We start from the raw sequence: 18,135 nt of genomic DNA on the forward strand, positions 1-18,135 counted from the left end.
TGCCGTGTAAGCGATTCGTAAGGAGAAACGGCGGTCCGGACGCGCGGTGGCGGGCCTAGCGTCGCCGGTATGCACACAACGATCGACGTGGTGTTGCCGTGTCTGGACGAGGCGGCCGCACTGCCTGCCGTACTGAGCGGGCTACCGCCCGGCTACCGCGCCATCGTGGTCGACAACGGCTCCACCGACGGTTCGCCGGTCGTCGCGGCCGAGTACGGGGCCCGGGTCGTCCATGAGCCGCGACGCGGGTACGGGGCTGCCGTGCACACCGGCCTGCTGGCGGCGGAGGCGGATCTGGTCTGCGTGCTCGACGCGGACGGTTCGTTCGACCCGGCCGAGTTGCCCAGGCTCGCCTCGGCGGTGCTCGACGGGCGGGCCGATCTCGCCGTGGGGCGGCGTCGGCCGGTCTCGGCGGACGCCTGGCCGTGGCACGCCCGCGCCGGGAACGCGGTGGTCGCGGCCCTGCTGCGGCGTCGCGGCGTGCCGGTGTACGACATCAGTCCGATCCGGGTGGCCCGCCGGGCGGCGCTGCTGGGCCTCGGTGTCGACGACCGCGCGTTCGGCTATCCCCTGGAGTTGCTGCTGCGTGCGGCCGGAGCGGGCTGGCGGATCCTCGAACTGGACGTCGCGTACGCACCCCGGGCCGCCGGGACCCGCTCGAAGGTCTCCGGGTCGGTCCGGGGCACGCTGCGGGCGACCCGGGACTTCGCCGGAGTGCTGCGGGCCGACGCCGGTGGTGGCCGGTGAACGTCCTGCTCCTGGTCGCGAAGGCGCCGGTCCCCGGGCAGGCAAAGACGCGCCTCTGCCCGCCAGCCGATCCCACCCAGGCAGCCCGGATCGCGGCGGCGTCGCTGTTGGACACCCTCGCGGCGGTGCGCGCCACCGCCGCGACCATTCCCGTGTTGGCCCACACCGGTCGATTCGCCGACGCCGAGTACGGCGCGGAGTTGACCGCCGCGTTGGCCGGTTGGCACCTGCTTCCGCAGCGCGGTGACACGTTCGCCGACCGCCTCGCGAACGCCCACGCCGACACCGCTGCGGCATTTCCCGGACGGCCGGTGCTGCAGATCGGCATGGACACCCCGCAGATCCGGCCGGCAGTGCTCACCACCGCGCTCGACCGGCTCGCCGAACACGAGGCGGTGTTCGGGCCGGCGCTGGACGGCGGTTGGTGGGCGCTCGGGTTGCGCGATCCGAGGCACGCCAGCGCATTGCGCGACGTACCCATGTCGACAGACGACACCGGGCACCGCACCCTCGCCGCGCTGCACGGGCGCGGCGTAGACCCGGCGATCCTGCCCGTGCTGCGGGATGTCGACGACTGGTCGACGGCGCTGGCGGTCGCGGACGACCTACCTGGCACCCGGTTCGCGAACGCCGTCGCGTCGGTGGGCGGCCAGCTGCTGAGCGGACACCCCCGGTGAACCCGACGATCAGTCTCGACGGTTTCGACGTGGTGCTGGGCAGACTCGGCGGGTGGGCCGCCGACCAGGACGCGTACGGCACGTCGGTCGGCCCGAGACCTGCGACCCCACCCGACCACTGGCTGGTGCACACCGACGGGCGACGTGACCTGTTGCCGGTACGGCGCTGGCACGGTCCGCCCGAACCGGCAGTCGAGTCGGTCGCGGCACGCTGCACCGGGCCCACGATCGACCTCGGCTGCGGCCCTGGCCGGTTGACCAGGGCACTCGCCCAGCGCGGCCTCGTCGCACTGGGGGTGGACATCTCGGCCGAGGCGGTACGTCTGACCCAGGGGCGGGGTGTGGTGGCTCTACGACGCGATGTCTTCGAACCCCTTCCCGGCGAGGGGAGGTGGGCGCACGCCCTTCTCATCGACGGCAACATCGGCATCGGTGGCGACCCGGTCCGCCTGCTGCGCCGGTGCGGCACCCTGATCGCGGCCGACGGAACGCTGCTGGTGGAGGTGGAACCCCCGGGGGCCGGGCTGTGGCAGGGACAGGCGTACGTCCTGTCCGGGACCTCCGGCGATCGGGAACTGCGCGGGCCGGCGTTTCGCTGGGCGCGGGTCGGGGCGGAGGCGGTGGCCCGCGCCGCCGCCGCTGCCGGCCTGCGCGTCGTCGACAGTTTCCGGTTCGGTCAACGCTGGTTCGCCGAGTTGGCACGCTCTTGATCCGCCGGCCCCGCGTCCCCGCCCCCGAGGACTTCACCGCGCCCTCGCACTCACCGCTGGTCACCGCCCGGCTCGGCCTCTGGCTCGGGGTGGCGTTCGGGCTGTGTTTCGGCACCGGGCTTCTCAGCCACTACATCCAGCACCCGCCGGGCTGGTTCACCTGGCCGACCCGACCGGTCAACCTGTACCGGATCACCCAGGGCGTTCACGTGCTCTCCGGTGTCGCGGCGATCCCGTTGCTGCTGGCCAAGCTGTGGAGCGTCTATCCCCGGCTGTTCGTCCGTCCGCCGGTGCGTCAGCCGATCCGGTTGTCCGCCCACGCCCTCGAACGGATCTCCGTTCTGGTGCTGGTCTGCGGCGCGTTCTTCGAACTGGTCACGGGTCTGTTCAACGTCGCCCAGTCGTACCCGTGGGGGTTCTTCTTCCCGACGGCGCACTACGCGGTCGCCTGGCTGGTGGTCGGGGCGATGCTGCTGCACGTCGCGGTGAAGCTCCCGGTCGCCCGCGCGGCGCTGAGCACCCCACTACGGCGCAGGAGGGCGGTGCCGACTGCGACACCGGGGCCGGACGATCGGGAGTCGTCGGAGCGACGGGCGTTCCTGCGTACCTCGGCGGGCGTCGCCGGCATCGCCGTACTGGCCACCGCCGGGGTCACAGTGCCATGGCTGCGTCGGGTCTCGCCGCTGGCGTGGCGTTCCGCGTCCGGGCCGCAGGGCGTACCGATCAACCGCACGGCGGCTGCCGCGCGCATCGTCGTTCCCCCGGACTGGCGTCTGGAAATCGTCTGGTCGGGCGGGCGAGGCAGCCTTTCCCTGGCCGACCTGGCGGCCCTGCCGCAACGGACGGCAGAACTGCCGATCGCCTGCGTCGAGGGCTGGAGCGCCTCGGCCCACTGGACCGGCGTGCCCGTCGTTCAGTTGCTCCGCTGGGCCGGCGCCCCGACCGGCCGACCGGTTCGGGTCACCTCACTGGAGACCGACGGCCTGTACGCGGCCAGCACACTCCCTGCGGCCCATGCCCGCGACCCGCTGACCCTGCTCGCCCTGCGGATCAATGGTGAGCAACTGTCTCCCGACCACGGTTACCCGTGTCGACTCATCTCGCCGAGCCGGCCGGGAGTCCTGCAGACCAAGTGGGTGGCCCGGCTGGAGGTTCTGCGGTGAGAACCGTTCGGCTGCTCCTGTTCGTGGTCGGTGCCGCGGCCACCGCGTACGGCGGTTGGTTGCTCCTCCCCCAGTTCGGCCCCGCCCTGCCGTGGCTGATCGGCGGCCCGGTGCTGCACGACGTCCTGGTGGCACCGCTGGTCGGACTGGTCGGGGTGGCGCTGGGTCGACTGGTGACGAACCGGCTGCGCCTGGCGTGGATCGCCGCGGGCCTGCTGGCCAGCGCCACGTTGGTGCTGGTCGCGGTGCCCCTGCTGTGGCGACCGCCCTCGGCGCCTCCGAACCCGGGCCTACCGGACCGCGACTACCCGTTGGGGCTCGCCGTCGGGCTGGCTGTCCTCTGGGCCGTGATCGTGGTCGTCCTGGTCGTCGCCGCCATTGTCGACCGACGCGTCGCGCACCGACGGGCCGACCGTCGCTGAGTCGACCCCCAGCCGCTTTTCACTGTTCGCCCAGGAGGGGTTACACATGTCAGCAGGAGACACCAGCACGACCGATCGCCCGCCGGTCGCCGTGATCGGTGGATCGGGGTTCTACGAGTTCCTCGACGACGTCGCCGAGGTCACAGTGGACACACCGTACGGACCGCCGAGCGACGTGCTGTCCGTCGGGAGTGTCGCCGGGCGGCCGGTGGTGTTCCTGCCGCGCCACGGACGCGGGCACGCCCTTCCCCCACACCGCATCAACTACCGGGCCAACCTGTGGGCGCTGCGGGCACTCGGCGTCCGCCAGGTGCTCGCACCGGGCGCCGTGGGTGGCCTGCGACCGGATCTGGGGCCGGGGACGCTCGTCGTACCGGACCAACTGGTCGACCGGACCAGCGGCCGGGAGCAGACCTACTACGACGGACAGCCGCGCGCGGACGGGAAGCCCTCCCAGGTCGTTCACGTGTCCTTCGCCGACCCCTACTGTCCGGTCGGACGAGCTACCGTCCTCGACGCCGCCCGATCCGCCGGTTGGCAGCCGGTCGACGGCGGAACCATGGTCGTCATCGAAGGGCCCCGATTCTCCACCCGTGCCGAATCGCGCTGGTACGGGCGGGAGGGCTGGTCGGTCGTCGGCATGACCGGCCACCCGGAAGCGGTGTTGGCCCGCGAACTGGCACTGTGTTACACCGCGCTGTCAGTGGTGACCGACCACGACTCGGGCGTCGAGGTTGGCCAGGGCGTGACCCAGCAGGAGGTGTTCACTGTCTTCGCCCGGAACATCGACCGCCTGCGGCTCCTGCTCGGCGACGCGGTGAAGACGTTGCCGGAGGACCAGGGAGCCTGCCCGTGCGGACAGGCGCTGGCAGATATCGAGCGGTGAGCGTCGTAAGAGTTCCGAAAGGGTTCGCGAACAGTTCGACGGCGGTTCCGGCCGTACGCTGCGGGGGTGATAAAGCGGATGTTCCGGTCGCCGGTGGTCCGAGCCGGTCTCGCCGTCGTTGTCGTCGTGGCGATGCTGGGCCTCTACTGGTTCCAGCCGTGGAAGCTGTTCACCGACACCTACGTCGACGAGGCGATTCCCCGCGTAGCGGCGACGTCGGCCGCGCCGACTCCGGCGTCCGCGACCCCGGAGTCCTCGACGCCGGCCCCCGCGACCTCGGCAGCCACCCCCGCGGCGAACGAGATCCTGACCGTCGGCGAGTTCGTCACCCATGAGCACCGGACGACCGGCACTGCCGAGATCCACCGGCTCGCCAACGGGAACCACCAGCTGGTTATCCGAGACCTGAACACCTCGAACGGTCCGGACCTGCGGGTGTGGCTGACCGACCAACCGGTCATCCGGGGCACAGCCGGCTGGCGGGTGTTCGACGACGGCGAATGGGTCGAGCTGGCGAAGCTCAAGGGCAACAAGGGCAACCAGGTGTACGAGCTACCGGCGTCAGTCGACCCAGCCGACTTCCGCAGCGTCTCCATCTGGTGCAAGCGGTTCGCGGTCTCCTTCGGCGCGGCAGATCTCACGAGCGCCTGACCGGCCCACCCGGGGCGCAACCTGCCGGACACGGCATTGACATCTTTCACTGCGCGATCTAGCGTCGGGGCGAATCGATTCGACGCCGAGTCGGGTGTTTCGGCACCGTCGGGCGAACGGTCACGTGGTGTTCGGGCGCACTGTGATGGCCACCATCGATTCGACGACGGACTGGTCCTGCGTGGGCGGCGAGACCAGTGACGGAAACCTGTGTCGATGAGCCGGCCGGGGCGCCGCCGGCACATCGCGTCCTCTGGGGTTCGCCCGCGGCGAACGTGGTCGACGGGGTGACCAGCGGTGGCGCGTCGTGGCGGCGTACGGGTTGCCGTGGACCCCTTTCAACCAGTTCGTGCCGAGTGGCGGGAGCCCCTTCATGACAAGACGTAGACCCATCCTTGGACTGCTCGCGACGGCGGTGGCCGTCGTCGTGACAGTGAGCGCGGGAGCACTGGCCGGTGGCGCGAGCACCACCGCGTCGGCCGCGAACATCGGAGTGGCCGCAGCGACCGCCGGGTGCGGCAAGGCGCCCACGTTGACCAGCGGCCAACGGTCCATCCAGAGCAGCGGCCAGAACCGTAGTTTCATCCTGAGGATTCCTGACAACTACGACAGGAACCACGCCTACCGGTTGATCTTCGGTTTCCACTGGAACGGCGGCACCGCCAACGACGTCGACGGCGGTGGGTCCGACGGGGCAGCCTGGTCCTACTACGGGCTGCGGCAGCAGGCGAACAACAGCACCATCTTCGTCGCCCCCCAGGGCAACGGCAACGGCTGGGCCAACCCAGGCGGCCAGGACGTCACCTTCGTCGACGACATGATCAGGGTGATCGAGGCAGACCTCTGCGTCGAGACCACGCAACGCTTCGCGCTCGGCTTCAGCTACGGCGGCGGCATGAGCTACTCGCTGGCCTGTTCCCGACCAAGCGTCTTCCGCGCTGTCGCTGTCTACTCCGGCGGGCAGCTCAGCGGGTGCGGCGGCGGCACCCAGCCGGTCGCGTACATGGGGATCCATGGCATCGGGGACGCGGTGCTCAACGTCTCGGCCGGACGGTCCCTGCGCGACACGTTCGTGCGGAACAACGGGTGCACCGCACAGAGCCCACCCGAACCGAGGGCGGGCAGCCTGACCCACATCACCACCACCTACTCCGGCTGCCGGTCCGGCTATCCGGTGGTCTGGGCCGCCTTCGACGGCGGGCACACCCCCGGCCCGGTGGACGGCGGCGGCGACAGCGGAGCCAGGACGTGGACCAAGGGCGAGGTGTGGAGGTTCTTCACCCAGTTCGGCGGCAGCACCGACCCGACGACGCCGCCACCGACCACCCCGCCACCGAGTGGCACCTCGGCCCTGCGCAGCACGTCCTCCGGACGCTGCCTCGACGTCAACGGCGCCTCGCAGACCAACGGCGCGGCGGCGATCATCTGGGACTGCCACGGTCAGAGCAACCAGAGCTGGACCTCGACCGCCGCTCAGGAGCTGCGCGTCTTCGGCGGCAAGTGCCTCGACGTCAACGGCGCCGGCACGGCGAACGGCAGCTCGGTGATCATCTGGGACTGCAACGGGCAGTCCAACCAGAAGTGGCGGCTCAACACCGACGGCTCGATCACCGGAGTTGGTTCGGGCCGGTGCCTGGACATGGTCGGCAACGGCACTGCCAACGGCACGCGCGTCCAGATCTGGGACTGCACCGGCGCGGCCAACCAACGATGGAGCCGGAGCTGAGCCCGGCGAGGTTCCCGGGACGGGGACCGGCCCAACAGATGTTCCACCACCCACAAGGAGGCTCAACCGTGCCACTTCGCAGACTCTCCGCCCCCTGGCTGGGGGCAGCCATGGCGGTCATGGTTCTGATCGCCGTCGGAATGTACGTCCTCGCGACCGTCGCGCCGGCGGCGGCGGCCACCACCGCCGGCTGCGGCAAGGCGCCCGGACTGAACAGCGGCACCCACACCATCCAGAGCAGCGGGAAGAGCCGCAGCTTCACCCTTCGGCTGCCGGACAACTACAACAACACCTACGCCCACCGGCTGGCCTTCGGGTTCCACTGGTTGGGCGGCACCGCCAGCCAGGTCGCGGGCGGCGGCTCCGACGGAGCCGCGTGGGCCTACTACGGCATGCTCTCCCAGTCGAACAACACCACGATCTTCGTCGCCCCGCAGGGCCTCAACAACGGTTGGGGAAACTCCAACGGTGAGGACGTCACCTTCACCGACGACATGATCCGTATGATCGACAACGCTCTCTGCGTCGACACCACCCAACGATTCTCGGTCGGGTTCAGCTACGGCGGCGCGATGAGCTACTCGTTGGCGTGTTCCCGGCCGACGGTGTTCCGTGCGGTCGCGGCAATCGCGGCCCCGGGGGCGATCAGCGGATGCAGCGGTGGCACCCAGCCCGTGGCGTACCTGGGCATCCACGGCATCAACGACAACATCCCCAGCGGACGGTCGCTTCGCGACAGGTTCGTCCGCAACAACGGATGCGCCGCACAGAGCCCACCCGAGCCGAGGGCTGGGAGCCTGACCCACATCACCACCGCGTACTCCTGCCAGCCCGGATACCCGGTGCTCTGGGCCGCGTTCGACGGCGGCCACCAGCAGGGCCCGGTGGACGGGTGCGCCGGCTGTGAGAGCGGCGCGCGAAGCTGGGTCAAGCAGGAGGTGTGGCGGTTCTTCACCCAGTTCGGGTCGGACGTGCCGCCCACCACTCCCCCGCCGACGACCCCGCCACCCGGCCAGCAGAACGTGCAGATCGTGGGAAGCCCGTCCGGCCGGTGCATCGACATCCCCAACTCCAGCACCGCCAACGGCGCCCGCCCGCAACTGTGGGACTGTCACGGTGGCACCAACCAGCGCTGGACCCACACCGCCAACCGCACCCTGACCGTCTACGGCAACAAGTGCCTGGACGCCAGCGGCGCGGGCAGCAGCAACGGCACCGCGGTCCTCATCTGGGACTGCAACGGCCAGGCCAACCAACAGTGGAATCTGAACTCCAACGGCACCATCACCAGCGCCCAGTCCGGGCTGTGCCTCGACGCCATCGCCTCCGGCACGGCCAACGGGACACAGCTTCACCTCTGGGCCTGCCACGGCGGGGCCAACCAGCAGTGGGCCAGGCGCGCCTAGTACCGCACCACCCGCCATGTCGGAGACGCGCCGCTCGGGTCCTGTCCCGGGCGGCGCGTTGCCGTCAGGCGGTGACGCGGCGCAGACCGAGACGTGCGCGGTGACGATCCGCCAGCCGACGGGCAGGCGTATCCAGGCCCGGGTCCGCCGACCGGATCCGGCGATGAGGGCCACCACCGCGCGGTCAGGCTCGGTGGGATGGGGCACCGATGGCCAGCACAGCGGTGTCGTCGGTGAGTCCGGTGCCGAAGGTATCGAGGAGAGCGGTGACGGCGGTGACGGCTGCGGCGGCGGTCGTGGGGGCGAGAGAGCGGGCAAATTGGGCGAGAGCCGCCGCTCCGTAACGGCCGTCGGCGGTCTCACTGCCGACGGGACGAGCCTCGGTGAGTCCGTCGCTGTAGAGGAGGAACGTGTCGCCGGGGTTCACCACCACTGTGGTGTTGGTGTATCGGGAGTCCGGGAAGGCCCCCACGATGCGGCCCTTCGTGGGGTGGTAGTGGATTGAGCCGTCGGCCCGCAGTAGCAGTGGCTCCGGGTGCCCACCACTGGCGATGACAGCGGTGAAGCCGCCGACGGCGGTCGTGGGTGTGAGGATGCCGCACACGACGGTGCAGTAGCGGGCGTCCTCGCGGTATTCCTGCCAGAGCACCGTGTTGAGGTTGCGCAGCGCGGCGGCGGGGTCGGGGTCGGGGTCGGTTGCGGCCCGCAACGTGTAGCGGGCCAGGGCGGTGACGGCAGCCGCTTCGACGCCCTTGCCGCTGACGTCGCCCAGGAAGAACCCCCAGCGGCCGTCGACGAGGGGGAACAGGTCGTAGAAGTCGCCGCCGACATGGTCGGTGGAGGCCGCCCGGTAGTACGCGGCGCTGTCCAGTCCGGGTGGAGTCTGCAGCACGGCGGGGAGGAGACTGCGTTGGAGCTTGCCGACGAGGTGCCGTAGCCGTTCGTCCTCGCGCTCGGCGGCCTTCCGGGCATCGAGGAGCTCTCGTTCGTAGGCACGGCGCATTGTGGCGTCGAAGATCGCCGTCCGGATGAGTTGGGGTTGACCCTCGCTGCCGGCCTTGACGATCGACGTGACGAGGACCGGCATCCGGGAGCCGTCCTTGGTACGGAGTTCGAGGGACACACCGCCGATCTCGCCCTGCAGGGCCAGAATCGGCGCGAAGTGGGTCTCGTGGTAGATCCGGCCGCCACCGGTGAGGAGATCGCTGAAGCGGCGCTGACCGACGAGTTCCTCGCGGTGGTAGCCGAGCCACGTCAGTAGGGTGCCGTTGATTTTGGCGATGGTGCCGTCCAGGAGGGTGGACAGGTGCCCGCAGGGCGCGTTCTCGTACAGGTCTTCGAGGTCGTCTTCCAGCAGGGCGGGGAACCCTACTTCACTCGGCTGGGCACTCCTGTCCTCGCCGGGACGTTGGCCGTGAGGGTCGTGCCCCGCAGTGGCGGTCATCGGTAGGCGGCCCTGCAAAACGACGTGATCGCCGCGGCGGTGGCCTCCGGCGCGCTCAACTGGGGGCAATGCCCTGTCGCATCCACGGTCACGAGCCGACTTCCGGCTATCTGCGCATGCACGAACGCGCCGACTTCGGGCGGCGCGATGGCGTCCTGAGCACATTGCAGGATCAACGTGGGAACGCTCACCGCTGCGAGATCCGCACGGTTGTCGGACAGGAACGTCGCACGGGCGAACACCTGCGCCATCGCGGGATCCGTCCGGCAGAAGCTCGCCGTCAGCTCTTCACCCAGCTCCGGCCGCTCCGGGTTGCCCATGATCAACGGTGCCATGCTCGACGACCAGCCGAGGTAGTTGCTCTCGAGTGAACCGAGCAGGTCGTCGATGTCGTCGCGGGTGAAACCACCTCGGTAGTTTTCGTCATCGATGTAGCACGGTGAGGGGGTGACCAGGACAAGCGCGGAGAAGCGGTCCGGTTCGCGGTTCGCCGCGAGGACCCCGATGCTCGAACTGACCGAATGCCCCACGAAGACCGGTTGCTGGAGGTCGAGGTCCCGGCAGATGTTCAGCACGTCGTCGGCGTAGCCGTCCAGGGAGGAGTACCGGTCAGCGTCCCAGGCCGCCGGATCGGCTTGGCCTGATCCGACGTGATCGAACAACACCAGCTGGGCCCACTGTCCGATTTCGGCTGCCACGTGGCGCCACATGTGCTGGTCGCAGCCGAAGCCGTGCGCGAGCACAACGGTAGGGCCGCCCTCACGACCGGTCACCAGCACGTTGTTGCGGTCGCGTACACGCATTCGCCTATTTTCCATCACCCGCATCCCCGTACCAAATGTTGGTTCACCTGGGCGAACGTCGTCGCACGAACGACCTGGCAGACCCGATGGGCGATGATCACCAGGATCGGCAGGTGAACCGCTCCGTGCTGGCGATGGCCGGCACGGCGGCGGACAATTCGTGTCCTATCCGTTCGACCTTCGCCGCCGCCAGGACCTGTGCCACGCCGAGGGCCGCCAACGCCGGACGGGTCTCGGCCACCACGCCGCCCGAGGGGACCGGCCCGGCCCAGAGCGTTCGGTGCCGGGGCCGGTTGACGGGTGGCCCCCACCACGCCGGTGCCACCGGCCCGAAGAGCAGGACCGATGGCGTGGTGGAGGCGGTCGGGCCTCGACCCCGGTCGCGGAGTGGGCCGCGCCGACCAGAACCAGAGCCGCGCCCACCACAACGCCTGCACCGCTCAGGTAGGGCCACTCCCCCGATCGGCGCTCCCCAACCGAGAAGGGGACCACCGACCCGCGTTGGCCACCGGGATGTTCAGGTCTATCCCGGCGCTGCTCACCGCCAGCAGGTAGCTGACGCACGGAGCGGGGGCGCGCAGAGCCAACGTCACCTCGGCAGACTCCGCCGCGCGCTGTGTTCGCAGCAGGGCGCTGATGCCGTGGGCGCTGAAGAACGTCACCCCGGAGAGGTCGAGCACCAGACGAGCGGGTCGCCGGGTGATCACGTGTTCGGCCAGCTCACTGATGAGATGAGCGGTGCTCATGTCGACCTCGCCGGAAACGACGATCAGTGGCGCGTGCCGATCATTGCGCAGGTCGAGCGTCATGATCGGTTTGGCGGGCCGAGCGTCCTGCCGCACGGGCTGGGCGTCCTGCCGAGTGAGTTGAGCGTGCTGCCGAGTTGGCTGTTCGAGGATGGACATGACGCCTCCCGATCTGGTGCATCGGTGAGTCGGACCCTCCCGCGGCGACGAGGCGCGGACGGCGGACCTGGGCGCATGTCTTGACCCGCGAACCACCCTACCCACGATTTTCGCCGCCGACACCATTCGAGCGGTGGGCGAACCTCGATCCGGCGGCGATGGCGGGAATCCCCGAAGAGGTGCCGCTCGTCCGGTTTGGTCCGCCGGCCCGGGGTAGGGCACATGCTGAAGGGCGGTCGAGGCGAGGAGGCGACGGTGGCGGACGCGACGGTGGCGGACCTGGTGGTGGCTCGGTTGGCCGACTGGGGCGTGGACCGCGTCTTCGGCTACTCCGGGGACGGTATCGATGGGGTGATGGGGGCCCTGCGTCGGGCCGGTCGGCCCGAGTTCGTGCAGGCCCGGCACGAGGAGACGGCGGCGTTCATGGCGTGCGGGCACGCCAAGTACACCGGCGGGCTGGGGGTGTGCCTGTCGACCCAGGGACCGGGCGCTGTGCATCTGCTCAACGGCCTCTACGACGCCCGGCTGGACTCCCAGCCGGTGCTCGCCCTGGTCGGCCAGCAGGTGACGTCCGTGCTCGGGAGCGGCTACCAGCAGGAAATCGACCTGGTACGTCTCTACGGCGACGTGTGCGCGCAGTTCGTGCAGACCGCGTACACCCCGGAGCAGTTGCCGATGCTGCTCGACCGGGCGATCCGCACCGCCCTGGCGACCCGTAGCCCGACCTGTGTGATCCTGCCGCACGACGTGCAGACCGCCCCGGCCCCGCACCTCGGCGCACAGGAGCACGGGATCATGGTGACCAACCCGGGGTTGCCGGTGCCCGAGCTGCGGCCCCGCGCCGATGATCTGCGGGCCGCCGCGAACCTGCTCGACGCCGGGGAGCGGGTGGCGATCCTGGTGGGGCAGGGTGCCCGAGCCGCCGCCGACGAGGTGGTCGAGCTGGCCGAGGCCCTCGGCGCCGGCGTGACGGCGTCGCTGCTGGGCAAGCCGGTGCTGGACGAGGCGCTGCCCTTCCACACCGGCGTGATGGGCCACCTGGGCAGCACCGCCAGCAGCATGGTGATGAGCGAGTGCGACACCCTGCTGATCGTCGGCAGCAACGATCCCTGGTCGGAGTTCTACCCGGCGCCGGGGCAGGCTCGGGCGGTGCAGATCGACATCGACGGTCGACGCCTGGGGATGCGCTACCCCGTGGAGGTGCCGCTGCTCGGTGACGCCGCCGAGACCATCCGGGCGCTGCTGCCGCTGCTCACCGCCCGGCCGGACCGGAGCTGGCGTCAGCGCGTCGAGGGCGAGGTGACCCGCTGGCGGGACATCGCCCGGCAGCGGGCGACCGCTCCGGCCGAGCCGGTGAACCCGCAGTACGTCCTGCACGCCCTCACCGACCGGCTACCCGCAGACGCGCAGGTGGCGGTGGACGTCGGGTCGGTGACCTACTGGTACGCCCGGCACCTGCGGCTGCCCGCCGGTGTGGACGCGCACCTGTCCAGCACCCTGGCGTCGATGGGCTCGGCGCTGCCGTACGGGCTGGCCGCGAAACTCGCCACCCCGCACCGACCGGTGGTGGCACTCGCCGGGGACGGGGCAATGCAGATGAACGGGCTGGCCGAGTTGCTGACCGTCGCGCACCGGTGGCGGGACTGGGCGGATCCCCGGTTCGTGGTGCTGGTGTTGCACAACCGCGACCTGGCCGAGGTGAGCTGGGAGCAGCGGGAGATGGAGGGCGATCCCCGCTTCGTCGACTCCCAGCGCCTGCCCGATGCTCCGTACGCCCGGTGGGCGGAGCTGCTGGGCCTGCGCGGCGTCCGGGTCACCAGCCCGACCGAGGTCGACAAGGCCTGGGACGAGGCCCTGTCGGCGGACCGGCCGACGCTGATCGAGGCGATCGTGGACCCGGCGATCCCGCTGCTTCCGCCCGCGCAGCCCTACGAGAAGGTCGCCACCATGTACGAGGCGCTCGGTCGGGAGGACACCGACCTGGGCCGGCGGGCGCTGGCGCACCTGCGCCGGGAACGGGCCACCGAGGGCTTCGACGATCCGCAGTGACACCGGGCAGGCATGACGAACAAGATTCGGGAGAAGGATCCTGAGCAGGCGCGGAGCGGCACGAGCGACAGGGGGAACGTGATGGGCCGAGTGGGGCGCTCCGCGCACGCCTTCACCGGCGGCGCACTGGCGGTGGTGCTCGCCGGGCTGGTCGCACTCGTCACCCACCAGCCGTGGCTGTTTCCCAGTCTGGGGCCGGCGGTGATGTTGCACGTGGAGAAGCCGGCGTCGCCGGAGTCCTCGCCGCGCAACACGTTCATCGGGCACGGGGTGGCCCTGCTGGCCGGTTACCTGTTCCTGGTGGCCTGCGGGCTTGCCGACGAACCCTCGGCGCTCCAGGAGGGGGTGACCGGGATGAGGATCGTGGCGGTGGCCGGGTCGCTGGCGGTGACCGCATCGGTGCTGGTGCTGCTGAAGGCGTCGCACGCCCCGGCGGGCGCGACGACACTGATCGTGAGCCTGGGCCTGCTCCGTACCCCGACCCAGTTGCTCGTCGTGGCCGGCGCGGTGGTGCTGGTCACGGTCGTCGACTGGCTGTACGGACGGGTGTCGGGCCGGCCGATGCCACTGTGGGCGGCGCCCGCGCCGTCACCGGAAGGGGGACATCGTGGTAGATCGGATCGCTGACCCGTGGGGTGAGCGGACCCCGTACGGGCCGGGACAGCAGTGGCCGGTGCGGGTGGACCGGTACCTGGCCGACGGCCGGACCGACGCCGACGTGGACCGGTGGGTGCAGTCGGCTTCGTACACGCTCGGTGTGATCGGTAAGGCCGGCGCGGTTCTCCATCGCCTTCTGCATGTGCCCGGCCAAGGTGGCCTGGGTTTCGTACAGGTGGGCGTTGGCCAGGCCGACGGCGGCGAACCCGGCGAACGTCTGAGCGATAGCGATCGCGTCGTCGTCGAAGGCGTTCGACGTGGTGGCGTAGATGTTCAGCGCACCGGTGACGTGCTCGTGCACGGGCAGCCCGACCGACAGGGAGCTGTGCGCGCCGGCCTGCGCGGCGGTCTGGGCCCAGCCGGGCCACCGCTGCTCGCTGCTGGTGTCCGGCACGATCAGGCTGGAGGTGCTCTCGGCGGCCTGCAGGCACGGGCCGTAGCCACGTTCGTACTGCTTCTCGTCCAGGGCACGGGCGAGTTCGCCGGTGAACGCGGCGGTCTGCGGCTTGTTGCCGTGCAGCAGGGTGACACTGACCTCACTGGCCCCCGGGATCGTGCGCTTGGCCAGCTGCGCGATTCTGTCCAGCAGGGCGTCGAGGTCAACGTCCGCGAGTCGAATCCGGCCGAGCTCGGCGAACGCCTCGTGCGGGTCCATGGGTTCGACGTGCGTCATCAAAGCGTCCTTAACGAGGGCGCGTGTCACCACCAGCCGCCTGGGGTGGGGTGGAGTGCGCGGATCGCTGCAGGACTCCGCAGGCGGAGTCCGGGATCCGCGCCGCTTCTTGACGCTGGTCTCGACGACGCCCATCGAAGGCGCCGTGCCACAGGCTTCCAGCCTACCCGTACCGGAACCTCGGGCGGGCATCCACGTGCCGCGGTGGCGGCGCGCCGCCCCTCGCGACGATCGACGGCGGTTCCCGAAGGCGCGCACGCTCGGGGTCTGTAGTCGACGCCTGCAACCGTCGACCGAACCATCGTCAAGCAGCGGCGTAGGTCTAGGCCCCCCCGGAGCGGGGGCCTGCAGCGACCTACGCACGCCGGCCCCGCCGAGGGCGCCGGTGATGTGCCCTTTCCACACCCCGGCGTGTACCGGCGGCCTCGCCCTGACCCTCGACGAGTCGCAGTACGCGCTGGGCGAAGGCCCGTGCCTGCAGGCCGCACGTGCCACCACGATCGAGTCCGTCAGCGACATGGCAACCGAGAGCCGGTGGCCGGGTTGGACCGTCGGCGCGCTGGGGGCAGGAGTCCGCAGCTCCCTGTCCATCGGGTTGCCGGCCCGCGCCACGGGCGGCGGGGCGCTCAACCTCTACGCCACCGACCCCCACGTCTTCGACGCCGGCACCGTCGACGTGGCGCAGGTCTTCGCCAGCTACGCCACTCTCGCCATGGCCAACGACCATCTCAACGACGCCCAGGTGACCCTCTCGCAACACGTGAGCGCCGCCCTGGACAGTGAAGCCGTCATCGAACAGGCCAAGGGGATCATCATGGGCGAGCGGCGCTGCACCCCCGAGCAGGCCTTCGCCGGCCTGACCACGATGGCGCGCGACACCAACCGAACCGTCCGCGAGGTTGCCCACGCCATTGTGGAGCACACCGCCGAAACGGCCGGACAGTAGCCAACGGCGGCTCGCCCGCGCTTAATTGTCCCGGTTAGGGGAAAAATTGGCGACGATGCCACAGCCGCTGCAGCGGCGGGCATCCCGCGGCCGCCGGTCGAGAAGCCGGCCGGCGGCCACATGCGGGTGCGGCCCCGCTCCTGGCCTCACGCGACGCAGAACTCGTTTCCCTCGGGGTCGAGCATGACGACGTGCCCGAGGACGTCGCCGTACCGCTCCTCGCGGACCACAGTCGCGCCGGCGGCAACCAGTTCGGGCACCTTCTGCCGGATCAACCGGGCCCGCTCGGCCATGTCCCCGGAACCTGGGCCGGCCACCCGGATGTCGATGTGCACACGGTTCTTGGCGGATTTGCCCTCGGGGACCTTGAGGAAGCTGATGGCGGGACCCCTGCCGTCCGGGTCGACGATGGAGGCGTTGTCAGGCTCGTCGAACCCGGCCTCCTTCACATAGCCGAGGGCCAACGCCCAGAAGGCGGCGATCCGCTGGGGATCGTCGGCGTCGCATCCCAGGGTCCAGAGAGTGGCCACCGCGCCAACGTACGTCAGCTATGAGGCCCTGTCACCGACCCGGCTGACGCCCGGAGCGCTGGGGCCTTGGGTACGGCGGTGGTGGCTCAGTGGCCGCGGAACGCCTCCTCCAACCACCATGAACCGCGCGCGGCGCTGACCTTGGCGTCGATCACCAGCGGCCGGGTACGGGGACCAGCGAGCCACCGGCGTACCGGTTCGAGATCGTCGACGGTCCGGACGGTCAGCCCGTCGCAGCCGTAACCGCTGGCGATCGCGGCCAGGTCGGTCTCGGGGAAGGTGACGGTCTCCAACGGGTGCCCGTCCGGGCCGAAGTGGTGCACCTCGGCCCCGTAGGCCGCGTCGTCGTAGATCACCACGAGCAGGGGTAGCGCCAGCCGGACGGCGGTGACCAGTTCGGTAGCGGACATGACGAAGCCACCGTCGCCGACCGCGGCGACGGTGAGCCGGTCCGGGCGGGCGACCGCCGCGCCGAGCGCACTGGCCAGACCGAGCCCGACCGACTGGAACGCCTGGGTGAAGCAGAATCCGGCGACGTCCGGCACGTCGAGCCACATCGACGGGTAGCCCATGAAGTTGCCGGAGTCGACCACCACCGTCCGGTCGGCCGGCAGCAGGTCGTCCAGGGCGGTCGAGAGCGTCCTCGGGTCGATCGTCGCCGGGGCTCCGCCGCCCTCGTCCTGGTAGGGAACCGTCCGCCACCGGCAGTGGTCACGGATCCGTCGGGCCAGTTCCGGCGTACGCCATCCGCCGGTGGTGGCGTCCCCGGCCCCGGTGGAGCCGACGCTCAGCCGAGCGAGCAGCGCCTCGGCGACCGCCGTCACCTCGCCGGCAACCGTCAGGTCGACCGGACGGTGCACTCCGAACGCGGCCGGGTCGTGGTCCACCTGGACGACGACGGCGGAGGGCGGGATCAGTTCGCCGTGCCGGGTGGTCCACATGTTCAGCGTGCTGCCCCAGGCGACGACCAGGTCCGCCGTGCCGATCAGCTCGGCGGTGAGCGGGGTGGCGAAGCCGCCGGCCACGTCGAGGTTCCACGGGTTCCCGGCGAACAGTCCCTTCGCGGCGGCCGAGACCGCGAGCAGCGCGCCGCACGCGTCGGCGAGCCGGGTCAGCGGTTCCCGGGCCGACCGAGCGCCCCGACCGGCGATGAAGACCGGTCGGCGGGCGGCGTGGAGCGCGGCCAGCAACGGCTCGACCTGCGGGGCGGTGACCGGGGTCGGCGCGACCGTAGGGACCGGGCCGGACCACGGTTCGGTCACGGCTTGCTGCACCTCCAACGGGAGACCCAGCACCACTGTCGCGCCCCGGGCGGCGGCCCGGTACGCCCGGCCCGTGTCCTCGGCCGCGTGCGTTGCGCGTACCCGGTGGAAGTCAGCCCCGACCGCGGCGGCGAGCGCCGGTAGGTCGATGAAGAAGTTCGACAGCGGCGCTGTCGCCTCCGGGGCCAGGACCACCATCGGGGTACGGCTCTTCGCGGCCTCGGTGAGGCCGGTCAGCGCGTTGGTGACGCCTGGGCCCTGGTGCACCGAGAGCAGTCCGACCGTCCCGGCGGTGCGGGCGTACCCGTCGGCCATGCTGGCCGCGCCGCCCTCGTGGGCCGCCGCCACGAACCGGGCACCGGCCGCGACGAGCGCGTTCGTGACATGGAAGTTGCCACTGCCGACCACCCCGAAGACGTGCCGTGCGCCGTGTGCGTACAGGACCCGCCCGACCACCTCCCCTACCCGCATCGGTGGC

The 18,135-nt window shown here is 70.9% G+C and carries 19 protein-coding genes; 12 read left to right on the plus strand and 7 right to left on the minus strand.

Annotated features, from left to right (window positions below; genetic code table 11):
* Window positions 1-69 precede the first annotated feature (69 nt).
* The 9 genes from NIE111_RS09995 to NIE111_RS10035 all read left to right on the plus strand — a co-directional run bounded on the left by NIE111_RS09995 (window position 70) and on the right by NIE111_RS10035 (window position 8,388).
* Window positions 70-747, plus strand: a complete 678-nt coding sequence (locus tag NIE111_RS09995; RefSeq protein WP_238684106.1) for a glycosyltransferase family 2 protein — start codon at window positions 70-72, stop codon at window positions 745-747.
* Window positions 744-1,424: a TIGR04282 family arsenosugar biosynthesis glycosyltransferase gene (locus tag NIE111_RS10000; RefSeq protein WP_238684107.1), complete on the plus strand. Its 681-nt coding sequence runs from the start codon at window positions 744-746 to the stop codon at window positions 1,422-1,424. Before NIE111_RS09995 ends, NIE111_RS10000 begins: the two co-directional genes overlap by 4 nt.
* The gene (locus NIE111_RS10005) at window positions 1,421-2,134 is read left to right on the plus strand and encodes a class I SAM-dependent methyltransferase (RefSeq protein WP_238684108.1); all 714 of its coding nucleotides are present in this window, start codon (window positions 1,421-1,423) and stop codon (window positions 2,132-2,134) included. Before NIE111_RS10000 ends, NIE111_RS10005 begins: the two co-directional genes overlap by 4 nt.
* Window positions 2,131-3,297 carry a molybdopterin-dependent oxidoreductase gene (locus NIE111_RS10010; protein ID WP_238684109.1) on the plus strand — a complete coding sequence of 389 codons (1,167 nt, stop codon included), beginning with the start codon at window positions 2,131-2,133 and terminating at the stop codon, window positions 3,295-3,297. The genes NIE111_RS10005 and NIE111_RS10010 overlap by 4 nt, the downstream gene beginning before the upstream one ends.
* A complete protein-coding gene (locus NIE111_RS10015; RefSeq protein ID WP_238684110.1) occupies window positions 3,294-3,719 on the plus strand; it encodes a hypothetical protein in 426 nt (141 codons plus the stop codon). Before NIE111_RS10010 ends, NIE111_RS10015 begins: the two co-directional genes overlap by 4 nt.
* A 46-nt stretch (window positions 3,720-3,765) precedes the next feature.
* Entirely contained in the window at window positions 3,766-4,605 is an 840-nt protein-coding gene (locus NIE111_RS10020) for an S-methyl-5'-thioadenosine phosphorylase (RefSeq protein WP_238684111.1), read from the plus strand.
* Between the two features lie 66 nt (window positions 4,606-4,671).
* On the plus strand, window positions 4,672-5,256 hold the full coding sequence (locus tag NIE111_RS10025; protein WP_372488299.1) for a DM13 domain-containing protein: 585 nt from the start codon (window positions 4,672-4,674) through the stop codon (window positions 5,254-5,256).
* A gap of 373 nt (window positions 5,257-5,629) precedes the next feature.
* Window positions 5,630-6,982: a ricin-type beta-trefoil lectin domain protein gene (locus NIE111_RS10030; protein WP_238684112.1), complete on the plus strand. Its 1,353-nt coding sequence runs from the start codon at window positions 5,630-5,632 to the stop codon at window positions 6,980-6,982.
* Between the two features lie 119 nt (window positions 6,983-7,101).
* Window positions 7,102-8,388, plus strand: a complete 1,287-nt coding sequence (locus NIE111_RS10035; protein WP_238684390.1) for a ricin-type beta-trefoil lectin domain protein — start codon at window positions 7,102-7,104, stop codon at window positions 8,386-8,388.
* Between the two features lie 184 nt (window positions 8,389-8,572).
* Here the strand turns inward: NIE111_RS10035 and NIE111_RS10040 are convergent, their stop codons facing one another.
* The 4 genes from NIE111_RS10040 to NIE111_RS10055 all read right to left on the minus strand — a co-directional run bounded on the left by NIE111_RS10040 (window position 8,573) and on the right by NIE111_RS10055 (window position 11,540).
* Window positions 8,573-9,832, minus strand: coding sequence for a PP2C family protein-serine/threonine phosphatase (locus NIE111_RS10040; protein WP_238684113.1), 1,260 nt, complete (start codon window positions 9,830-9,832; stop codon window positions 8,573-8,575).
* On the minus strand, window positions 9,829-10,635 hold the full coding sequence (locus tag NIE111_RS10045) for an alpha/beta fold hydrolase (protein ID WP_238684114.1): 807 nt from the start codon (window positions 10,633-10,635) through the stop codon (window positions 9,829-9,831). The genes NIE111_RS10040 and NIE111_RS10045 overlap by 4 nt, the downstream gene beginning before the upstream one ends.
* Before the next feature lie 97 nt (window positions 10,636-10,732).
* On the minus strand, window positions 10,733-10,879 hold the full coding sequence (locus NIE111_RS10050; protein WP_238684115.1) for a hypothetical protein: 147 nt from the start codon (window positions 10,877-10,879) through the stop codon (window positions 10,733-10,735).
* Between the two features lie 196 nt (window positions 10,880-11,075).
* Window positions 11,076-11,540: an STAS domain-containing protein gene (locus tag NIE111_RS10055; protein ID WP_238684116.1), complete on the minus strand. Its 465-nt coding sequence runs from the start codon at window positions 11,538-11,540 to the stop codon at window positions 11,076-11,078.
* A gap of 222 nt (window positions 11,541-11,762) precedes the next feature.
* On the opposite strand from NIE111_RS10055, the gene NIE111_RS10060 reads away from it, so the two are divergent.
* Together NIE111_RS10060 and NIE111_RS10065 are read left to right on the plus strand one after the other, a co-directional pair.
* Window positions 11,763-13,589: a thiamine pyrophosphate-requiring protein gene (locus NIE111_RS10060; protein WP_274530872.1), complete on the plus strand. Its 1,827-nt coding sequence runs from the start codon at window positions 11,763-11,765 to the stop codon at window positions 13,587-13,589.
* A gap of 12 nt (window positions 13,590-13,601) precedes the next feature.
* A complete protein-coding gene (locus tag NIE111_RS10065) occupies window positions 13,602-14,216 on the plus strand; it encodes an HPP family protein (protein WP_238684118.1) in 615 nt (204 codons plus the stop codon).
* Here the strand turns inward: NIE111_RS10065 and NIE111_RS10070 are convergent.
* Window positions 14,107-14,919 carry a GAF domain-containing protein gene (locus tag NIE111_RS10070; RefSeq protein ID WP_238684119.1) on the minus strand — a complete coding sequence of 271 codons (813 nt, stop codon included), beginning with the start codon at window positions 14,917-14,919 and terminating at the stop codon, window positions 14,107-14,109. The two genes, NIE111_RS10065 and NIE111_RS10070, sit on opposite strands and share 110 nt — an antisense overlap.
* A 388-nt stretch (window positions 14,920-15,307) precedes the next feature.
* On the opposite strand from NIE111_RS10070, the gene NIE111_RS10075 reads away from it, so the two are divergent.
* Complete coding sequence (locus NIE111_RS10075) at window positions 15,308-15,865, plus strand: GAF and ANTAR domain-containing protein (RefSeq protein ID WP_238684120.1); 558 nt, start codon at window positions 15,308-15,310, stop codon at window positions 15,863-15,865.
* A 146-nt stretch (window positions 15,866-16,011) separates the two neighbouring features.
* Here the strand turns inward: NIE111_RS10075 and NIE111_RS10080 are convergent, their stop codons facing one another.
* Both NIE111_RS10080 and NIE111_RS10085 read right to left on the minus strand, forming a co-directional pair.
* Window positions 16,012-16,395 (minus strand): VOC family protein, encoded by a 384-nt coding sequence (locus tag NIE111_RS10080; RefSeq protein WP_238684121.1) that lies wholly within the window; start codon window positions 16,393-16,395, stop codon window positions 16,012-16,014.
* A gap of 86 nt (window positions 16,396-16,481) precedes the next feature.
* Window positions 16,482-18,128, minus strand: coding sequence for a thiamine pyrophosphate-binding protein (locus tag NIE111_RS10085; protein ID WP_238684122.1), 1,647 nt, complete (start codon window positions 18,126-18,128; stop codon window positions 16,482-16,484).
* Between the last annotated feature and the right edge of the window lie 7 nt (window positions 18,129-18,135).

It is taken from the genome of Micromonospora hortensis, from assembly GCF_022230935.1.
Classification (GTDB): Bacteria; Actinomycetota; Actinomycetes; order Mycobacteriales; family Micromonosporaceae; genus Micromonospora; species Micromonospora hortensis.